12 protein-coding genes are annotated in these 14,556 nt (G+C 65.7%); 6 read left to right on the top strand and 6 right to left on the bottom strand.

Features of this window, described 5'->3' with window-relative positions; translation table 11 throughout:
• Window positions 1–115: 115 nt before the first annotated feature.
• The 4 genes from DI041_RS11765 (at window position 116) to DI041_RS11750 (ending at window position 6,705) form a co-directional block, all read left to right on the top strand.
• A complete protein-coding gene (locus DI041_RS11765; protein WP_136639365.1) occupies window positions 116–2,218 on the top strand; it encodes a M13 family metallopeptidase in 2,103 nt (700 codons plus the stop codon).
• A gap of 203 nt (window positions 2,219–2,421) precedes the next feature.
• Window positions 2,422–4,428 carry a M13 family metallopeptidase gene (locus DI041_RS11760; protein ID WP_046983575.1) on the top strand — a complete coding sequence of 669 codons (2,007 nt, stop codon included), beginning with the start codon at window positions 2,422–2,424 and terminating at the stop codon, window positions 4,426–4,428.
• A gap of 123 nt (window positions 4,429–4,551) precedes the next feature.
• A complete protein-coding gene (locus DI041_RS11755; protein WP_046983574.1) occupies window positions 4,552–5,046 on the top strand; it encodes a VOC family protein in 495 nt (164 codons plus the stop codon).
• A 75-nt stretch (window positions 5,047–5,121) separates the two neighbouring features.
• A complete protein-coding gene (locus DI041_RS11750) occupies window positions 5,122–6,705 on the top strand; it encodes a phytoene desaturase family protein (RefSeq protein WP_046983624.1) in 1,584 nt (527 codons plus the stop codon).
• Between the two features lie 193 nt (window positions 6,706–6,898).
• On the opposite strand, the gene DI041_RS11745 is transcribed toward DI041_RS11750, so the two are convergent.
• The 6 genes from DI041_RS11745 to DI041_RS11720 all read right to left on the bottom strand — a co-directional run bounded on the left by DI041_RS11745 (window position 6,899) and on the right by DI041_RS11720 (window position 12,892).
• Window positions 6,899–7,573 carry a rhomboid family intramembrane serine protease gene (locus DI041_RS11745; protein WP_005410509.1) on the bottom strand — a complete coding sequence of 225 codons (675 nt, stop codon included), beginning with the start codon at window positions 7,571–7,573 and terminating at the stop codon, window positions 6,899–6,901.
• A 93-nt stretch (window positions 7,574–7,666) separates the two neighbouring features.
• Window positions 7,667–8,095: an MGMT family protein gene (locus tag DI041_RS11740; protein WP_428705144.1), complete on the bottom strand. Its 429-nt coding sequence runs from the start codon at window positions 8,093–8,095 to the stop codon at window positions 7,667–7,669.
• Window positions 8,002–8,922: a DMT family transporter gene (locus DI041_RS11735; RefSeq protein WP_046983623.1), complete on the bottom strand. Its 921-nt coding sequence runs from the start codon at window positions 8,920–8,922 to the stop codon at window positions 8,002–8,004. Before DI041_RS11735 ends, DI041_RS11740 begins: the two co-directional genes overlap by 94 nt.
• 569 nt (window positions 8,923–9,491) lie before the next feature.
• Window positions 9,492–10,850, bottom strand: coding sequence for a glutathione-disulfide reductase (gene gorA / locus DI041_RS11730; RefSeq protein WP_046988030.1), 1,359 nt, complete (start codon window positions 10,848–10,850; stop codon window positions 9,492–9,494).
• Window positions 10,851–11,065: 215 nt separating this feature from the next.
• The gene (locus tag DI041_RS11725) at window positions 11,066–12,310 is read right to left on the bottom strand and encodes a DUF418 domain-containing protein (protein WP_136639364.1); all 1,245 of its coding nucleotides are present in this window, start codon (window positions 12,308–12,310) and stop codon (window positions 11,066–11,068) included.
• Between the two features lie 99 nt (window positions 12,311–12,409).
• Complete coding sequence (locus tag DI041_RS11720) at window positions 12,410–12,892, bottom strand: FKBP-type peptidyl-prolyl cis-trans isomerase (RefSeq protein WP_012511747.1); 483 nt, start codon at window positions 12,890–12,892, stop codon at window positions 12,410–12,412.
• A 111-nt stretch (window positions 12,893–13,003) separates the two neighbouring features.
• On the opposite strand from DI041_RS11720, the gene DI041_RS11715 reads away from it, so the two are divergent.
• A complete protein-coding gene (locus DI041_RS11715) occupies window positions 13,004–13,543 on the top strand; it encodes a C40 family peptidase (RefSeq protein WP_012511748.1) in 540 nt (179 codons plus the stop codon).
• 146 nt (window positions 13,544–13,689) lie between these two features.
• On the top strand, window positions 13,690–14,448 hold the full coding sequence (locus tag DI041_RS11710; protein ID WP_426355739.1) for a C40 family peptidase: 759 nt from the start codon (window positions 13,690–13,692) through the stop codon (window positions 14,446–14,448).
• Window positions 14,449–14,556: the final 108 nt, after the last annotated feature.

Here is a 14,556-nt window from a genome sequence, read left to right as displayed (position 1 = left end):
CTTGCGCCCGGCCATGACCTTCGACACCCTTGCAGGGCAGGCCGGCGGCGTATCGTTCGGCCCACGGCCGTCCCCGCGGCCCTTCCCTGACTCACTCGGCCTGGAGGCCATTCAAGTGACCCGTACTCCCAAGATCGTGCTGCTGACCCTGGCCGTTTCGGCCGCGCTGGTCGGCTGCGGCAAGAACGAAACCCCGGCCAAGGACGCCACCGCCTCCACGCCGGCTACCGCCGAAGCCACCAACTACACGCTGGACGAAAGCAAGCTGCCGGCCTACAACTCCTTCCAGCCGAGCGATCTGGACACCAGCAAGGACGCCTGCGGCGCGTTCGGCGACTACGTCAACAGCAAGTGGCTGGCGGCCAATGAGATTCCGGGCGACCGCACCAGCTGGGGCGCGTTCACCATCCTCGACGAGCGTTCGGTGGCCGTGCAGCACCAGCTGGCTGAACAGGTGGCGCAGGTCAAGAACCCGAACCACATCGAGAAGATCGTCGGCGACCTCTGGGCCACCGGCATGGACGAAGCCAAGATCAACGCGCAGGGCATCGAGCCGCTGAAGGCCGACCTGACCGCGATCGAGGGCCTGCAGGACAAGGCAGCCATCGCCAACTACCTGCGCACCAGCGCCGCCAAGGGTGACAACATCCTGTTCGGCTTCGGCGCCGAAGCCGACTTCAAGAACTCGGCCGTGAACATGGCCTACGCCAGCCAGGGCGGCCTGGGTCTGCCGGACACCACCTACTACACCGATGCCAAGAACGCGGACAAGCTGAAGGCCTACCAGGCGCACGTCGCCAAGGTGCTGGAACTGTCCGGCGTCGCCGCGGCCGACGCCGCCAAGCAGGCCGAAGAAGTGGTCAAGTTCGAAACCCGCCTGGCCAAGGCCTCCAAGTCGCGCGTCGAGCTGTCGCGCAACGTTGAGTTGTTCTACAACCCGGTCACTCTGGCCGACGCCGACAAGCTGACCCCGAACTTCAACTGGACCGAGTTCTTCAAGTCGCAGGGCGTTGCCGCGCCGGAGAAGTTCTCGCTGGCCATGCCGGCCTTCCATGAAGAAGTGAGCAAGGCGCTGGGCGATACCGATCCGTCGGTGTGGCGTGCCTACCTGCGCTTCCACACCGTGGACAGCGCTTCGCCGTACCTGGCCGACGCCTTCGTGCAGGAGAACTACGAGTTCTACGGCAAGACCCTCAATGGCCAGAAGGAACAGAAGCCGCGCTGGAAGCGCGTGCTGGGCACCATCGAGAACGATGCCGGCGAAGCCTTCGGCCAGCTGTACGTGAAGGTGGCCTTCTCGCCGGAAGCCAAGGCGAAGATGGAAGAGCTGGTGAAGAACCTGGCGGCTTCGCTGAAGGAACGCATCCAGGGCTTGAGCTGGATGAGCGAGGAAACCAAGGCCAAGGCCATCGCCAAGTGGGAAACCTTTACCCCGAAGATCGGCTACCCGGACAAGTGGCGTGACTGGTCGGGCCTGCAGACCCAGCGCGACAGCTTCCTGGGCAATGTGCGCGCCGCCAGCGAATTCAACTACAAGTTCAACCTGTCCAAGATCGGCAAGCCGGTGGACAAGACCGAGTGGGGCATGACCCCGCAGACGGTCAATGCCTACTACAACCCGCTGCAGAACGAGATCGTGTTCCCGGCTGCCATCCTGCAGCCGCCGTTCTTCGATCCGAAGGCCGACGACGCGCTGAACTACGGCGGCATCGGTGCGGTGATCGGCCATGAAATGACCCACGGTTACGACGACCAGGGTGCGCGCTTCGGGCCGACCGGCAACATGGAAGACTGGTGGACCCCGGCCGACAAGAAGAACTTCGAAGGCCTGACCGGCAAGCTGGTCAAGCAGTTCGACCAGTACAAGGTCGACGGCCAGGCGGTGAACGGCCACCTGACCCTGGGCGAGAACATCGCCGATCTGGGTGGCCTTGCCACCGCCTACGATGCCCTGCAGAAGGCCACCGCCGGCAAGGAAGATGCGAAGGTCGACGGCTTCACCCGCGACCAGCGCTTCTTCTTCAACTGGGCCACCGTGTGGCGCACCAAGTACACCCCGGAGAACGCCAAGGTCCGCCTGGCCACCGATCCGCACGCCCCGGCGCAGTTCCGAGCCATGGGTGCGCCGTCGAACCTGCCGACCTTCGCCGCTGCGTTCCAGTGCAAGGCCGGTTCGCCGATGGTCCGCGCCGGCGAACAGCAGGTGGTGATCTGGTAAGCCCTGGCTGATGCCAAGGTAGACCTGCAGAGGCCCGGGAATTCCCGGGCCTCTGCTTTTGGCGGCGCATTGCATGTCATCCACGCATGGCCTGGATCTACTGATGCCGGTGACCCGCGAACAGGGCGTGACGCCTGCATGCCGCGTCGATGCACAGCTTGCTATAGTGCGCGCGCCCTCAATCCATCACGGATTCGTTCCACATGCCCAATTTCCGTCCGCTTGCCATCGCCCTGGGCATCAGCCTGGCGACCCTGGTCCCGACCCACGATGCATTCGCCGCCAAGAAAAAGGCCGCGCGCGCCCCGGCTGTCAGCGCCCAGTGCAGCGACTTCTACGACGCCACCAATGCAGGCTGGCTGAAGGCCAACCCGGTACCGCAGACCGGCGCCATCACCGCACTGGGCCAGCTGGTCGACCGCAGCCGCCAGCAGCAGCGCGAACTGCTCGACGCGGCGATGAAGTCGCCGCAGGGCAACGTGCAGAAGCTGCTGGGTGATTTCTGGGCCAGTGGCCTGGACGAAGCGGCCGTGGAAGCGGACGGCTCCAACCCGATCGCACCGCTGCTGACCCGCATCAACGCGATCAAGAAGGCCAAGGATGTACCGGCCTCGATCGCGGCACTGCACCAGGTCGGCATCCCGGTGGCCTTCAACTTCGGCCCGGACGTCGACCTGAAGGCACTTGACCGCCACATCGGCTACTTCATGCAGGGCGGCATGGGCTTGCCGGATCCGGCGTTCTATACCCGTACAGATGCCGACACCGTGGCCCTGATGGGGCGCTACCGCAACTACGTCAAGCAGATCCTGGCGCTGACCGGCACCCCGGCCGCCAAGCTGGATGCCGAGTCGCAGGCGGTGATCGCGCTGGAAACCGAGCTGGCACGCAATGCGCAGTCGCTGGCCGGCATCAACAACCCGTTCAACAACTACGCGCCGATCTCCACCAAGGAGCTCAACAGCCGCTACCGCAACCTGCAGCTGGACGCTTTCCTGAAGGCACAGGGCGTGGATGACGACCTGGTCTCGCTGGCCGACCCGGGCCTGTTCAAGCAGCTCGACGGCATGGTCACCAAGCTCAAGCCGGACCAGTGGAAGGCCTACCTGCGCTGGCGCGTGGGCGACTCGATGGCGCCGTACCTGTCCAAGGCCTACCGCGACGCCGAGTTCGAATTCCGCGGCCGCGTGCTGCGTGGCGAGACCCTGCCGCCGCAGCGTTGGGAAGACGTGCTCGATGCGATCAACGTGGCCGCTGGCCCGATGGTCGGTCGCGAATACGCCGCCCGTTACCTGCCGGCCGAAGACCGTCGCCAGGCGGCGTGGATCGTCGACAAGGTCCGTGAAGTGCAGATCGAAGCGGTCAAGAACAGCAGCTGGATGAGCGCCGAGGCCAAGACCGAAGCGCAGGCCAAGCTGGCCGCGCTGAAGATCGAGATCGGCACCCCGCTGCGCGACCTCGACTACAGCGTGCAGCCGATGGGCCGTGGCTCGTTCGGCGGCAACATGCTGATCGCTTCGACCTGGCGCCATCGCGAGGAAATGAAGCGCATCGGCAAGGGCAACGCCGACCGTCGCTGGGACGTGCTGCCGCAGCAGCCGTCGCTGGCCTACGACCTGGCCCAGAACCGCCTGATCGTCACCGCCGCGATCCTGCAGGGCCCGGTGTTCAACGCCAAGGCCGATGCCGCCGACAAGTTCGGCAGCTTCGGTGGCCTGGTTGGCCACGAACTGACCCGTGCGATCGATGCCAAGGGTGCGCTGGTCGACGCCAAGGGCGAGTTGCGCAGCTGGTGGACCCCGGCCGACAAGACCGCCTGGACCCTGCTCGGCAACCGCGTGGCCGCGCAGTACGGCAGCTATGATTTCCCGGGCGTGAAGGGTGCCAAGGTCAACGGCACGCTGACCCAGGAAGAGAACCTGGCCGACATCGCCGGCCTGGAGCTGGCCTGGGCGGCTTATCTCGCACAGGAGCCGAAGGCCAAGCAGGCACAGCAGCAGGGCTTCTTCCGCGCCTGGTCGGCGCTGTGGGCACAGCAGCTGTCGCCGAACGAAGCCGTGCGCCGCCTGACCGCCGACATCCGTGCGCCGGGCCTGTGGCGCAGCAACGGCACGCTGGCCAACCTGCCGGCATTTGGCGCCACCTTCAGCTGCAAGGCCGGCCAGCCGATGCAGCGCAGCGAAGCCGAGCAGATCAAGGTCTGGCGCTGAGCCAACTGCCGCACCGGTAATGCAGAGGGCGCCTTCGGGCGCCCTTTTTTGCGGGTGCAGCACGATCCCGGGTTAACACCGGGCGTGCTATCGCTGCGGCTTCGTCCATCGCGGAGCCCCGACATGGCACACAAGAATACGATCTGTGTCTGGTACGACAACGGCGCGCTCGAGGCCGCCACCTTCTACGCCAGCCTCCTGCCCGACAGCGCGGTGACCGCCGTGCATCACGCCCCCGGTGACTATCCCGACGGCAAGGAAGGCAATGTGCTGACGGTCGAGTTCACGGTCTGTGGTGTTCCCTGTGTCGGCCTCAACGGCGGCACCGCGTTCAAGCACAGCGAAGCGTTCTCCTTCCAGATCCAGACCGAGGACCAGGCCGAGACCGACCGCCTGTGGAATGCGATCGTCGGCAACGGCGGACAGGAGAGCCAATGCGGCTGGTGCAAGGACCGCTGGGGCATCTCCTGGCAGATCAGCCCGCGCATGCTGATCGAAGCGGTAACCAGCAAGGACAAGGCACTGGCCAAGCGCGCCTTCAACGCGATGATGCCGATGAAGAAGATCGACATCGCCACCATCGAAGCGGCAATCAAAAAAGGGGACGGAGGGGATTAAGTCGTTTCTGCCCCTGTCCTGTGCTCAGATGCAGATTGCGACTTAACTCCCTCCGTCCCTTTTTCCGAGGTGCTGATGACCTGGGATGCGATCATCGTTGGCGGTGGCCACAACGGCTTGGTCTGCGCGGCCTATCTGGCGCGCGGCGGAAAGAAAGTGCTGGTGCTGGAACGTCGTGGCGTTCTCGGCGGCGCGGCAGTCACCGAGGAATTCCATCCCGGTTTCCGCAATTCGGTGGCGTCATACACGGTCTCGCTGCTGCAACCGCAGGTGATCGATGACCTGCAGCTGCATGCACATGGGCTGCGCATCGTCGCGCGTCCGGCCAACAACTTCCTGCCGTTGCCTGATGACCGCTATCTGCTGTCGGCGCTGGGCCGCACCCAGGCCGAAGTAGCGAAGTTCTCCAAACAGGATGCGCAGCGCTTGCCAGCGTACGAGGCGCGCCTGGAGATCTTCGCCGACGTACTGCGCGCGTGGGCTCTGCGTGCGCCACCGGATCTGGGCGTGACGGGCGGTTGGCGTGCCCTGCCCGCCCTGTGGCAGATGGGCCGCCTCGGTCGTGAACTGGCTACGCTGGATACCTCGCTGCGGCAGGAACTGCTCGACCTGTTCACGCTGTCGGCGGCCGAGTATCTGGATCGCTGGTTCGAGAGCGCGCCGATCAAGGCGCTGTTTGGTTTCGATGGCATCGTCGGCAACTACGCAAGCCCGTACACACCGGGCAGTGCGTACGTGCTGCTGCACCACGTATTCGGCCAGTGCAATGGCGTGAAAGGCGCGTGGGGCCACGCGATCGGCGGCATGGGAACGATCAGCCAGGCGATTGCGGCGTCGGCACGCGAGGCCGGCGCGGAACTGCGCGCGGAGGCCGGGGTGCAGCGCGTGCGGATCGAACAGGGCCGCGCGGTGGGCGTGGAACTGGCCAACGGTGAAATCCTGCGTGCAAGAGCAGTGATCGCCAACGTCAATCCAAAACTGCTGTACGAGCAATTGTTGGAACCTTCGCAGGTACCGGCAGCTACGCGCGAGCGGATGGCGAACTGGCGTTGCGGCTCCGGCACCTTCCGGATGAACGTGGCGCTGTCGCGGTTGCCGGACTTCCGCGCCCTGCCCGGCCCCGGCGATCACCTCAGCGCCGGCATCATCATTGCGCCCAGCCTGGACTACATGGACCGGGCCTGGCTGGATGCGCGCCGCGACGGCTGGTCGCGCGAACCGATCGTGGAAATGCTCATTCCCAGTACGCTGGACGATTCGCTGGCGCCGCCCGGCCAGCATGTGGCCAGCCTGTTCTGCCAGCACGTGGCGCCGGTGTTGCCTGAAGGCCGCCATTGGGATGATCACCGCGATACCGTTGCCGACCTGATGATCGCCACCGTTGAACGGTATGCACCCGGCTTCGCCGACAGTGTTCTCGGTCGACAGGTGCTGTCACCGCTGGATCTTGAACGGACCTTCGGCCTGATCGGTGGCGACATTTTTCATGGCGCGCTCAGTGCCAACCAGCTGTTCTCGGCTCGACCGATGGTCGGCCAGGCCGGCTATCGCGGCGCCCTGCCCGGACTATACCTGTGCGGGTCGGGCACCCATCCCGGTGGCGGTGTGACCGGTGCGCCGGGACACAATGCCGCCCAGGTGGTGTTGCAGGATCTGTAGATCCTCGCCACGCGCGGATGCGGGTTTGCCCTGCCGTTGTCGCGATCTGCTGTTGGTAGGTGCCAACCAAGGTTGGCAACTACCGGGCAATGCGTGCCGACCAACGGTCGGCACCTACAGCGTCAAATGATCCCGTTCAAAGCGTGCCAACCAAGGTTGGCACCTACCCGCGTGAAGCGAGGCGCATCGCGCCTCACTTCACGCTGCGCAGATGGTTCGGGCGCTTCGGCGGGCCGGGCGGACGACGCTTGTTGAACGGCGGCTGCCCGCGCCAGTAGCGGATCAGCAACCAGCCGAACAGCATGCCGCCCAGGTGCGCGAAATGGGCCACGCCCGGCTGCCAGCCGGTCATGCCCAGCACCAGCTCGCCCACGCCGAACAGGATCACGAAGGTCCGTGCCTTCATCGGAATCGGCGGGAACAGCAGCATCACCCGTTGGTTCGGGAACAACATGCCGTAGGCCAGCAGCAGGCCGAACACGCCACCGGAAGCGCCCAGCACCGTGGCCGGGTTTTCCAGCAGCGTGCCCACCAGCAGCTGGCAGACGCCGGCACCGGCCACGCACACCAGGTAATAGAGCAGGAAGCGCTTCTCGCCCCAGGTCTGCTCCAGTGGCGCGCCAAACATGAAGACGGCCAGCATGTTGAAGAACAGGTGCCCGAAGCTGCCGTGCAGGAAGCCATAGGTCAGCAGCTGCCACGGCTGGAAGTTGCCACCCGGCGAGAATGCGTCGAAGCCCTGCTGCAACGGTTGCAGCATGAACGGCTCGAAGGTCTGCATGCCGAGCAGGAACGGCTGCTGCAGCAGGAACAGGATCGCGTTGGCGATCAGCAGGGCCTTGGTAACGGTAGGCAGTCGCGGGAACATGGGAGCACCGGCATGGAACGGCCTCCATCATAGCCGCAGCACCGTGTCTTGTTGGCGACCGGCAGGCGTAGCCTGTTCAGTCGCCAGCGGCGCTCAACCGGGGCCCCACACGGCCGCATCCAGCGCTGCAACCGGATCGGTCGCGGGCATCCGCACCCGGCCATTCTCCACCACTACGCCCTCGGCACGCAGCCGCTGCGACTGCTCGCGCCAGCCGGCCGACCCTTCTTCCATGGCAATGCGCCCATCCGAGCGCAGCACGCGGTGCCAGGGCAGGTCTGGATCGTCGTTCTGGCCGAGGATGCGTGCGGTCAACCGCGCGCGCCCAGGCAGGCCGGCACGCATCGCCACCTGGCCGTAGCCCATCACCTTGCCAGGCGGAATCGCACGGATCACCGCCAGGATGCGCGCACGCGCCTGCTCCGGCGTCAGCGTCGCAGGCGGGTCACCAGCAGTACGCCGATCAGCACCAGTACGGTGCCGGCGATCTGCGCCGGCCCCATCGGTTCGTCGAGCAGCCATAGGCTCATCACGATGGTGGAAACAGGGCCCAGCATACCGACCTGCGCGGCCAGCGACGAACCCACGCGCTGCACCGCCAGCATGATCGCCAGCACCGGCAGCACCGTGCACACGGTGGCGTTGACCAGCGACAGCCACTGCACCGGCGCCGGAGCCTGCCACAGCAGCGGCAGCGGATGGGTCACCGCGAAATGCAGCAGCACCAGCGCGCTGGCCACGCAGCTGGCATAGGCGGTCAGCCGCACCGCACCGATGCGCGCCACCACCTGCCCACTGCCGAACAGGTACAGCGCATAGCTGAGTGCACTGCCCAGCACCAGCAGGCTGCCGAGGATGATCTGCCCGCCCTCACGCTGCAGATCGTGGCCGAAGGCGATCAGCACGCCGATATAGCTCAGCACCAGCGCACCGATCTGCCAGCGGCCCGGCCGCTGTCGTGCCAGCAGCACGTTGATCAGCAGTACCAGGGTCGGGTTCAAGTACAGGATCAATCGTTCCAGGGTCACGCTGATGTACTGCAGCCCCTGGAAGTCCAGCAGGCTGGACAGGTAATAGCCGGTGAAGCCCAGCCACAGCACGCGTGCACGGTCGCGCCAGGACAGCGGTGCGGCACGGCGCGAGGCCCACACCGCCATCAGCGCGAACAGGGGCAGCGCCATCAGCATGCGCAGCGCCAGCAGCGTTGTGGCATCCACGCCATGGCGCAGCCCCAGCTTGACGATGATGGCCTTGCCTGAAGCGGCAATGGCGCCGATTGCAGCCAGGCCGATGCCGCCCAGAGCGATGCGCGGGGACGTGGTGGCGATGCGGGGGGAAGAAGTGGACATCAGGAAGAAAACGGGCCGCATGGGCGGCTGGAAGCAGCCGGATTGCTTCCAATTGTCTCATGGCACTTCCGGGCGAACGATCCGATGTCCGTTCATGCTCACTGCAACTCCTGATCCACGCATGGCGTGGATCTACGTGTCGACCAAGGTCGACACCTACCAACAGCAACACAAAACGCAGTTCGGATAGATCGCAGGAGTCTGTCGAAGGCGGGGTGGGTCCGGTTGCGGGGGCGTGAGCCGCATGGGCCCGAGGCACGCCTCGGGCGGGTTGGGCAGGACGCCCAACCCCGGTCTTGCCGTGTACGCAGGACAGCGCACACGAGCAAGCGGCGACCGAGCTTGCGGGGGTGAGGGCGCTTTGCTTGCGAAGCACTGCTTCGCAAGCGCCCGAACGCACAGCCGCCAGCGGCTGGGCCGGGCCCCGGAGGGGGACTTGCAGCGTCCCCCGCAACCAGACCCACCCCGCCATTCCACGGAATGCACGCTGTTGCTGTTGCTGTTGCTGTTGCTTCGGCCGTTGCTGTCGAGGTTGCCGGCCAGCGGCCGGCACTACCGTGAGTGTCGGCTCAGCGCATCAACACCACTTCTTCAGCAGACGTCGGGTGGATCGCCACGGTGTCGTCGAACTGGGCCTTGGTCGCGCCCATCTTCACCGCCACTGCGAAGCCCTGCAGGATCTCGTCTGCGGCCTCGCCCAGCAGATGGATGCCGACCACGCGTTCTTCCGGGCCGGCGCAGACCATCTTGAACAGGCTGCGCTGGGTGCCATTTGCCAGCGCCTGCAGCATCGGGCGGAAACGGCTGTGGTAGACGCTCACCTGGTCGAAACACGCGCGTGCTTCTTCTTCGCTCATGCCCACCGCGCCCAGCGGTGGGTGCGAGAACACTACGCTGGCCACGTTCTCGTAATCCATCTTCGATTGCGGCCGGCCACCGAACAGGCGGTCCATCAGCCGCCGCGATGCCGCCACCGCCACCGGGGTCAGGCCGACCTTGCCGGCGATGTCCCCCACCGCGTGCACGCTCGGCACGTTCGTGGTCTGCCACTCGTCCACCTGCACCTGCTGGTGCTCGCCGATGCCGATGCCGAGTGCTTCCAGGCCCAGATCACGGCTGTTGCCGCGGCGGCCGGTAGCAAAGAACACCGCATCGAACACGCTGTCGAGTGGGCCGTCATGGCCGAATGCACGCACGCGTTCACCATCGCGCTGCAGTTCGCGCAGGCGGTAGTCGAAATGGATGCGCACGCCCTGCTGTTTCAGGTTCTCGGCCAACTGATCGGTCAGTTCGTAGTCGAACCGCTCCAGCAGTCGCTTGCCGCGCACCAGCAGGCTGACCTTGCTGCCCAGTGCCTGCAGCAGGCCCGCCAGTTCCACCGCGATGTAACCACCCCCGATGATCGCGACCTCGGCAGGCGCCGCGCGCAGATCGAAGAAATCGTCGGAGACCAGGCCCAGTTCGGCACCGGGAATGTCGGGCCGCAACGGGTGCGCACCAGTGGCGATCAGGATGTGCTCGGCGCTGTAGCGCACACCATCGCTACAGGCCACGGTGTGCGCATCCAGCAGATGGCCACGCGCTGGAATACGCACCACGCCGGTCTCATCCAGGCGCTTGTGGTAGCTGGTGTGGATGTTGCTGATGTAGGCCTGGCGATGGATCACCAGTTCCTTCCAGGAAAGTGCCGGGCGCGCTTGGACATCGAAGCCCATCGCACTGGCCAGGCCGATGCGCTCGTGCAGGTCGGCCGCCAGCCACATCGCCTTCTTCGGCACGCAGCCGACATTGACGCAGGTCCCGCCCAGTTCGCCCGGCTCCAGCATCGCCACGCGCTTGCCGTGCTGCGCGGCGCGGATCGCGCCAGCCAGGCCGGCGGAGCCACCGCCAAGGACGATCAGATCGTAATCATAGGGTGCAGTGCTCATCGGAATCGCTCGGGTCGGTAGGAGGCAGGATCGATCACGGGTGGACGGTCGCAGACAGGATCGGTGATCAGCGGGCCGGTGCCGGCACTCATGCTGATATCGAGCATGACACGGCCCACTGCAGGCCAGACGTGAACTGACGCGACCGATGATCTGCAACAGCTGCACAGATGATGGCGGCGATCAAGGTCAACGGCGTGTGTGCCAGGCATCGATCAGCCCTGCCCGGCAACACGTCGCATCGCCGGCAATTGCCCGTAGGTCATCGCTCGCCACAGCCATTCCATCGGACCAAAGCGGAACCGACGCAACCAGAGATGGCTGATCACCACCTGGCTGGCGAACAGCAGCAATGCCGACAGCAGCTGCACGCTGCGAGGCATCACCTCGAACCATCCCAGGCCGTAGTGATAGAACAGGAGCGTGCAGACCAGCGACTGCGCCAGGTAATGGGTCAGCGCCATGCGCCCGACCGGTGCCAGCCAACCCAGCTGCGTGCGCCAGCGCACGATCCACGCCAGGTAGCCCAAGCACATCAGCAGACCGCCGATCGTCACCAGTGCCATCGCGGCTGTCACCGGCAGGTCGTAGGCACCCGGCACCAGGTACGGCTTCCAGGCAACGCCCAGTACCGTGACCAGCAGGCCCAGCGGCAGCGCAATCCAGCGCAGCACCGCGTACAGCCGCGGGAAGCGCTCCGGCGCCACCAGCGCACCGCTGCCGGCGAACCAGCTGCCAATCAGGAACATGCCCAGCACTTCGGGGCCGGTGATCAGCAGCGCACCCATCGACGTGCCGAACTCGCTCAACCGCTGCACGTTGGCCTGCATCCAGCTGCCGTGCCCGTACACCAACCGTTGCTGATCGATGCTCTGCTGCGCCTCAGCCAGCATTTTCTGCACATCCTCGTCCGAGGCCATCGATACCATCGCGCCGACCATCAGCATCATCACCACACCGCCCAGATAGAGCATCACGCCCATCCATGGCAGCCAGCTGCGCGGCGCCTCGCGGCAAGCCAGCAACGGCAGCGACACCAGCGCGTACATCACCAGGATGTCACCGGACCAGACCAGCAGCGCATGGCACAACCCGATCAGCAGCAGTCCGGCGCTGCGGCGCAGGTAGAACGGAGTGAAGCCACGCCCGGCCACTTCAGCGCGCTGCGCCATCACCGCAAAGCCGGCACCGAACAGCAGCGAGAACAAGGTAAAGAACTTGCCCTGCACGAACACGTAGACGAAGGCGTCAGCCCAATAGTCGATGCCCTGCCAATGCGCGTCGATGCCGGTGAAAGCCAGATCCAGCGGTCCGCTGAAGGCCTCGATGTTCATCAGCAGGATGCCCAGCAGCGCGGCACCGCGCAGCATGTCCAGCACCGCGATGCGTTCGCCGGAAGCCACCGGCTGCAGGGAAGGAGAAGCGGCGTTCACGGGGGATCCGTCGGGCAGATTCGCCATTATGCCGCTGGCCTGCGCGCCATGGATGGCCGCGCCGTGTTCCACAAACGCAACGGCCCGCCGTAGCGGGCCGTTGCAGCCATCACGATCGCGCTGCGATCAGTGCTGGTGACCACCGTCGCCGTGGACGTGGCCGTGGTCGAGCTCTTCCTTGCCGGCTTCGCGCACGTCGACGATTTCCACGTCGAAATGCAGGTCCTTGCCGGCCATCGGGTGGTTCAGGTCAACGTCGACAACGCTCATGCCGACCTTCTGCACGGTCACCGCACGCGGGCCGAAGTTGGTCTGCAGCACGACCTGCTGGCCCGGGACCAGCTTGGTGTTGCCGAAGTGCTTCTTCGGCACGCGCTGGGACAGGCCGTCACGGCGCTCGCCGTAGGCGTCGGCCGCCTTGACGTCGACATTGAAGGTCGCGCCGGCTTCCTTGTCCATCATGGCGTTTTCCAGGCCCGGGATGATGTTGCCGTGGCCAATCAGGATCGCCAGCGGCTCGCCGCGGTCCTTGGACGATTCGATCGGCTCCTGGCCGGCTTCGGAAACGGTGTAGTGGAAGCGGACAACGCGGTCTTTTTCGATCTTCATGCGCAACTCTGTATGGATCTGCCGGAGGCAGGCGGGTTGGGGCGGGTTGTCGCCCGGCGGGGACGCCGCCATCATGACGGCCAATCCAAGGTGGCGCATTATCCGGAGATCATGCAGATCACGCCAGTTTCGTCCGGCCCGCGCCGGCTCCTCGCCCCGGCCCTGCTGCTGGCCCTGCCCCTGTTGATGACCGCCTGTGGCGGCGGCAAGGCCACGCGCCCGGCCCCACCACCGCCCTCGGCGAACTGGCCGAAGACGGTGCCGGACAATCCCGAGGCCGCCAACTCGGTGCTGATGCGCGCCATCAGCCTGGTCGGCACGCCTTACCGCTATGGCGGCAACACGCCTGATTCGGGCTTCGACTGCAGCGGACTGGTCGCCTACGTCTATCGCGAGATGCTGGACCTGAAGCTGCCGCGGACCTCGCGCGACCTGGCCGCGGTGCAGGGCCCGAAGATCGATCCGCAGCGCCTGGCCACGGGTGACCTGGTGTTCTTCGGCAGCCGCGGCAGCGTCACCCATGTAGGCATTTATGTAGGTGAAGGACGCTTCGTGCACGCGCCGAGCACCGGCGGTACGGTTCGCCTCGATTCGCTCAGCGGGCCCTATTGGAAAGACCACTACACCGGCGCAAAACGTGTTCTTCGCTAAAATGAACAGGCGATATGTTCAAAAGTGTGACGTCCATCACCATCAAAATAACGGTTTTATAACGGAATTTTTAACTTTTAGATGCGTCCGCAGGGCATGATGCCCCATCGTTTTTTTCCTGTGACCGACGCGTGACGACTGACGACCTGAAAAGCGAAGGCCAGACTTCCGTATCTTCACGTAGTGCCCGCCCGCTGTTGCTTGGCTTGGCACTGTGTCTGACCAGCCTTCCGGCCTGGTCGCAGACTGCTCCGAACCGTTCCGATGTGACCCCGGCCCCGGCGGCCGAGAACACCGCCCGACCGGCTGCCAAGGCCGAGGCTGCTGCTCCGCAGCGCAGCCGCGTCGATGCCGCCGCCAGCGCCACGCTGGCCGCCCTGCTGCCGCACCTGGCCGCCAACGACACCATTCCGCTGATGGACCGCTCGGCCGTAGTGGCCGGCGACCTCAGCCGCCTGCTTGCCAACTACGACACCAGCAGCGCCGCCAACGGCAGCGTTGTCGGTACCGCCGCCGACAACGGCAAGGTGCAGTCGCTGCTGCGCCGCGCAATGACGCTGCTGGGTACCCCGTACCGTTGGGGTGGCAGCAACCCGGACAGCGGTTTCGATTGCAGCGGCCTGGTCGGCTACGTGTTCCGCTCGGCCCTGGGCATCGAGCTGCCGCGCGTCTCGCGCGAGATGGCGCACGACGACAACGCCGAACTGATCAATGACCGCACCGCGCTGGCCGCGGGTGACCTGGTCTTCTTCGGCCGCAAGGGCCGTGTTGACCACGTCGGCATCTATGTTGGCGACGGCCGCTTCCTGCACGCTCCGAGCTCGGGCAAGGACGTCCGCGTGGACACCCTGCTCAGTGGCTACTGGGGCAACAAGTTCATGCAGGCCCGCCGGGTCGACCTCTGATCTGGCCCGCTGGCGCCACGGCGCCGCCTGATAGGAGAAAAAGCCGCTGCCCCTGCAGCGGCTTTTTTGTTGTGCCCGTTATGGGTGGGTAGCTGCCGACCTTGGTCG

It is taken from the genome of Stenotrophomonas maltophilia, assembly GCF_004920835.1.
Lineage (GTDB): Bacteria > Pseudomonadota > Gammaproteobacteria > Xanthomonadales > Xanthomonadaceae > Stenotrophomonas > Stenotrophomonas maltophilia_AQ.
Note: the sequence above shows the minus strand (reverse complement) of the source record. Positions and strands in the feature narration are given on the sequence as shown.

Coding starts and splice junctions, on each gene's coding strand:
- DI041_RS11760 (WP_046983575.1), top strand. CDS start 2,422: ATGCCCAATTTCCGTCCGCTTGCCATCGCCCTGGGCATCAGCCTGGCG.
- DI041_RS11755 (WP_046983574.1), top strand. CDS start 4,552: ATGGCACACAAGAATACGATCTGTGTCTGGTACGACAACGGCGCGCTC.
- DI041_RS11750 (WP_046983624.1), top strand. CDS start 5,122: ATGACCTGGGATGCGATCATCGTTGGCGGTGGCCACAACGGCTTGGTC.
- DI041_RS11745 (WP_005410509.1), bottom strand. CDS start 7,573: ATGTTCCCGCGACTGCCTACCGTTACCAAGGCCCTGCTGATCGCCAAC.
- DI041_RS11740 (WP_428705144.1), bottom strand. CDS start 8,095: ATGGCTGCTCGACGAACCGATGGGGCCGGCGCAGATCGCCGGCACCGT.
- DI041_RS11735 (WP_046983623.1), bottom strand. CDS start 8,922: ATGTCCACTTCTTCCCCCCGCATCGCCACCACGTCCCCGCGCATCGCT.
- gorA (WP_046988030.1), bottom strand. CDS start 10,850: ATGAGCACTGCACCCTATGATTACGATCTGATCGTCCTTGGCGGTGGC.
- DI041_RS11725 (WP_136639364.1), bottom strand. CDS start 12,310: ATGGCGAATCTGCCCGACGGATCCCCCGTGAACGCCGCTTCTCCTTCC.
- DI041_RS11720 (WP_012511747.1), bottom strand. CDS start 12,892: ATGAAGATCGAAAAAGACCGCGTTGTCCGCTTCCACTACACCGTTTCC.
- DI041_RS11715 (WP_012511748.1), top strand. CDS start 13,004: ATGCAGATCACGCCAGTTTCGTCCGGCCCGCGCCGGCTCCTCGCCCCG.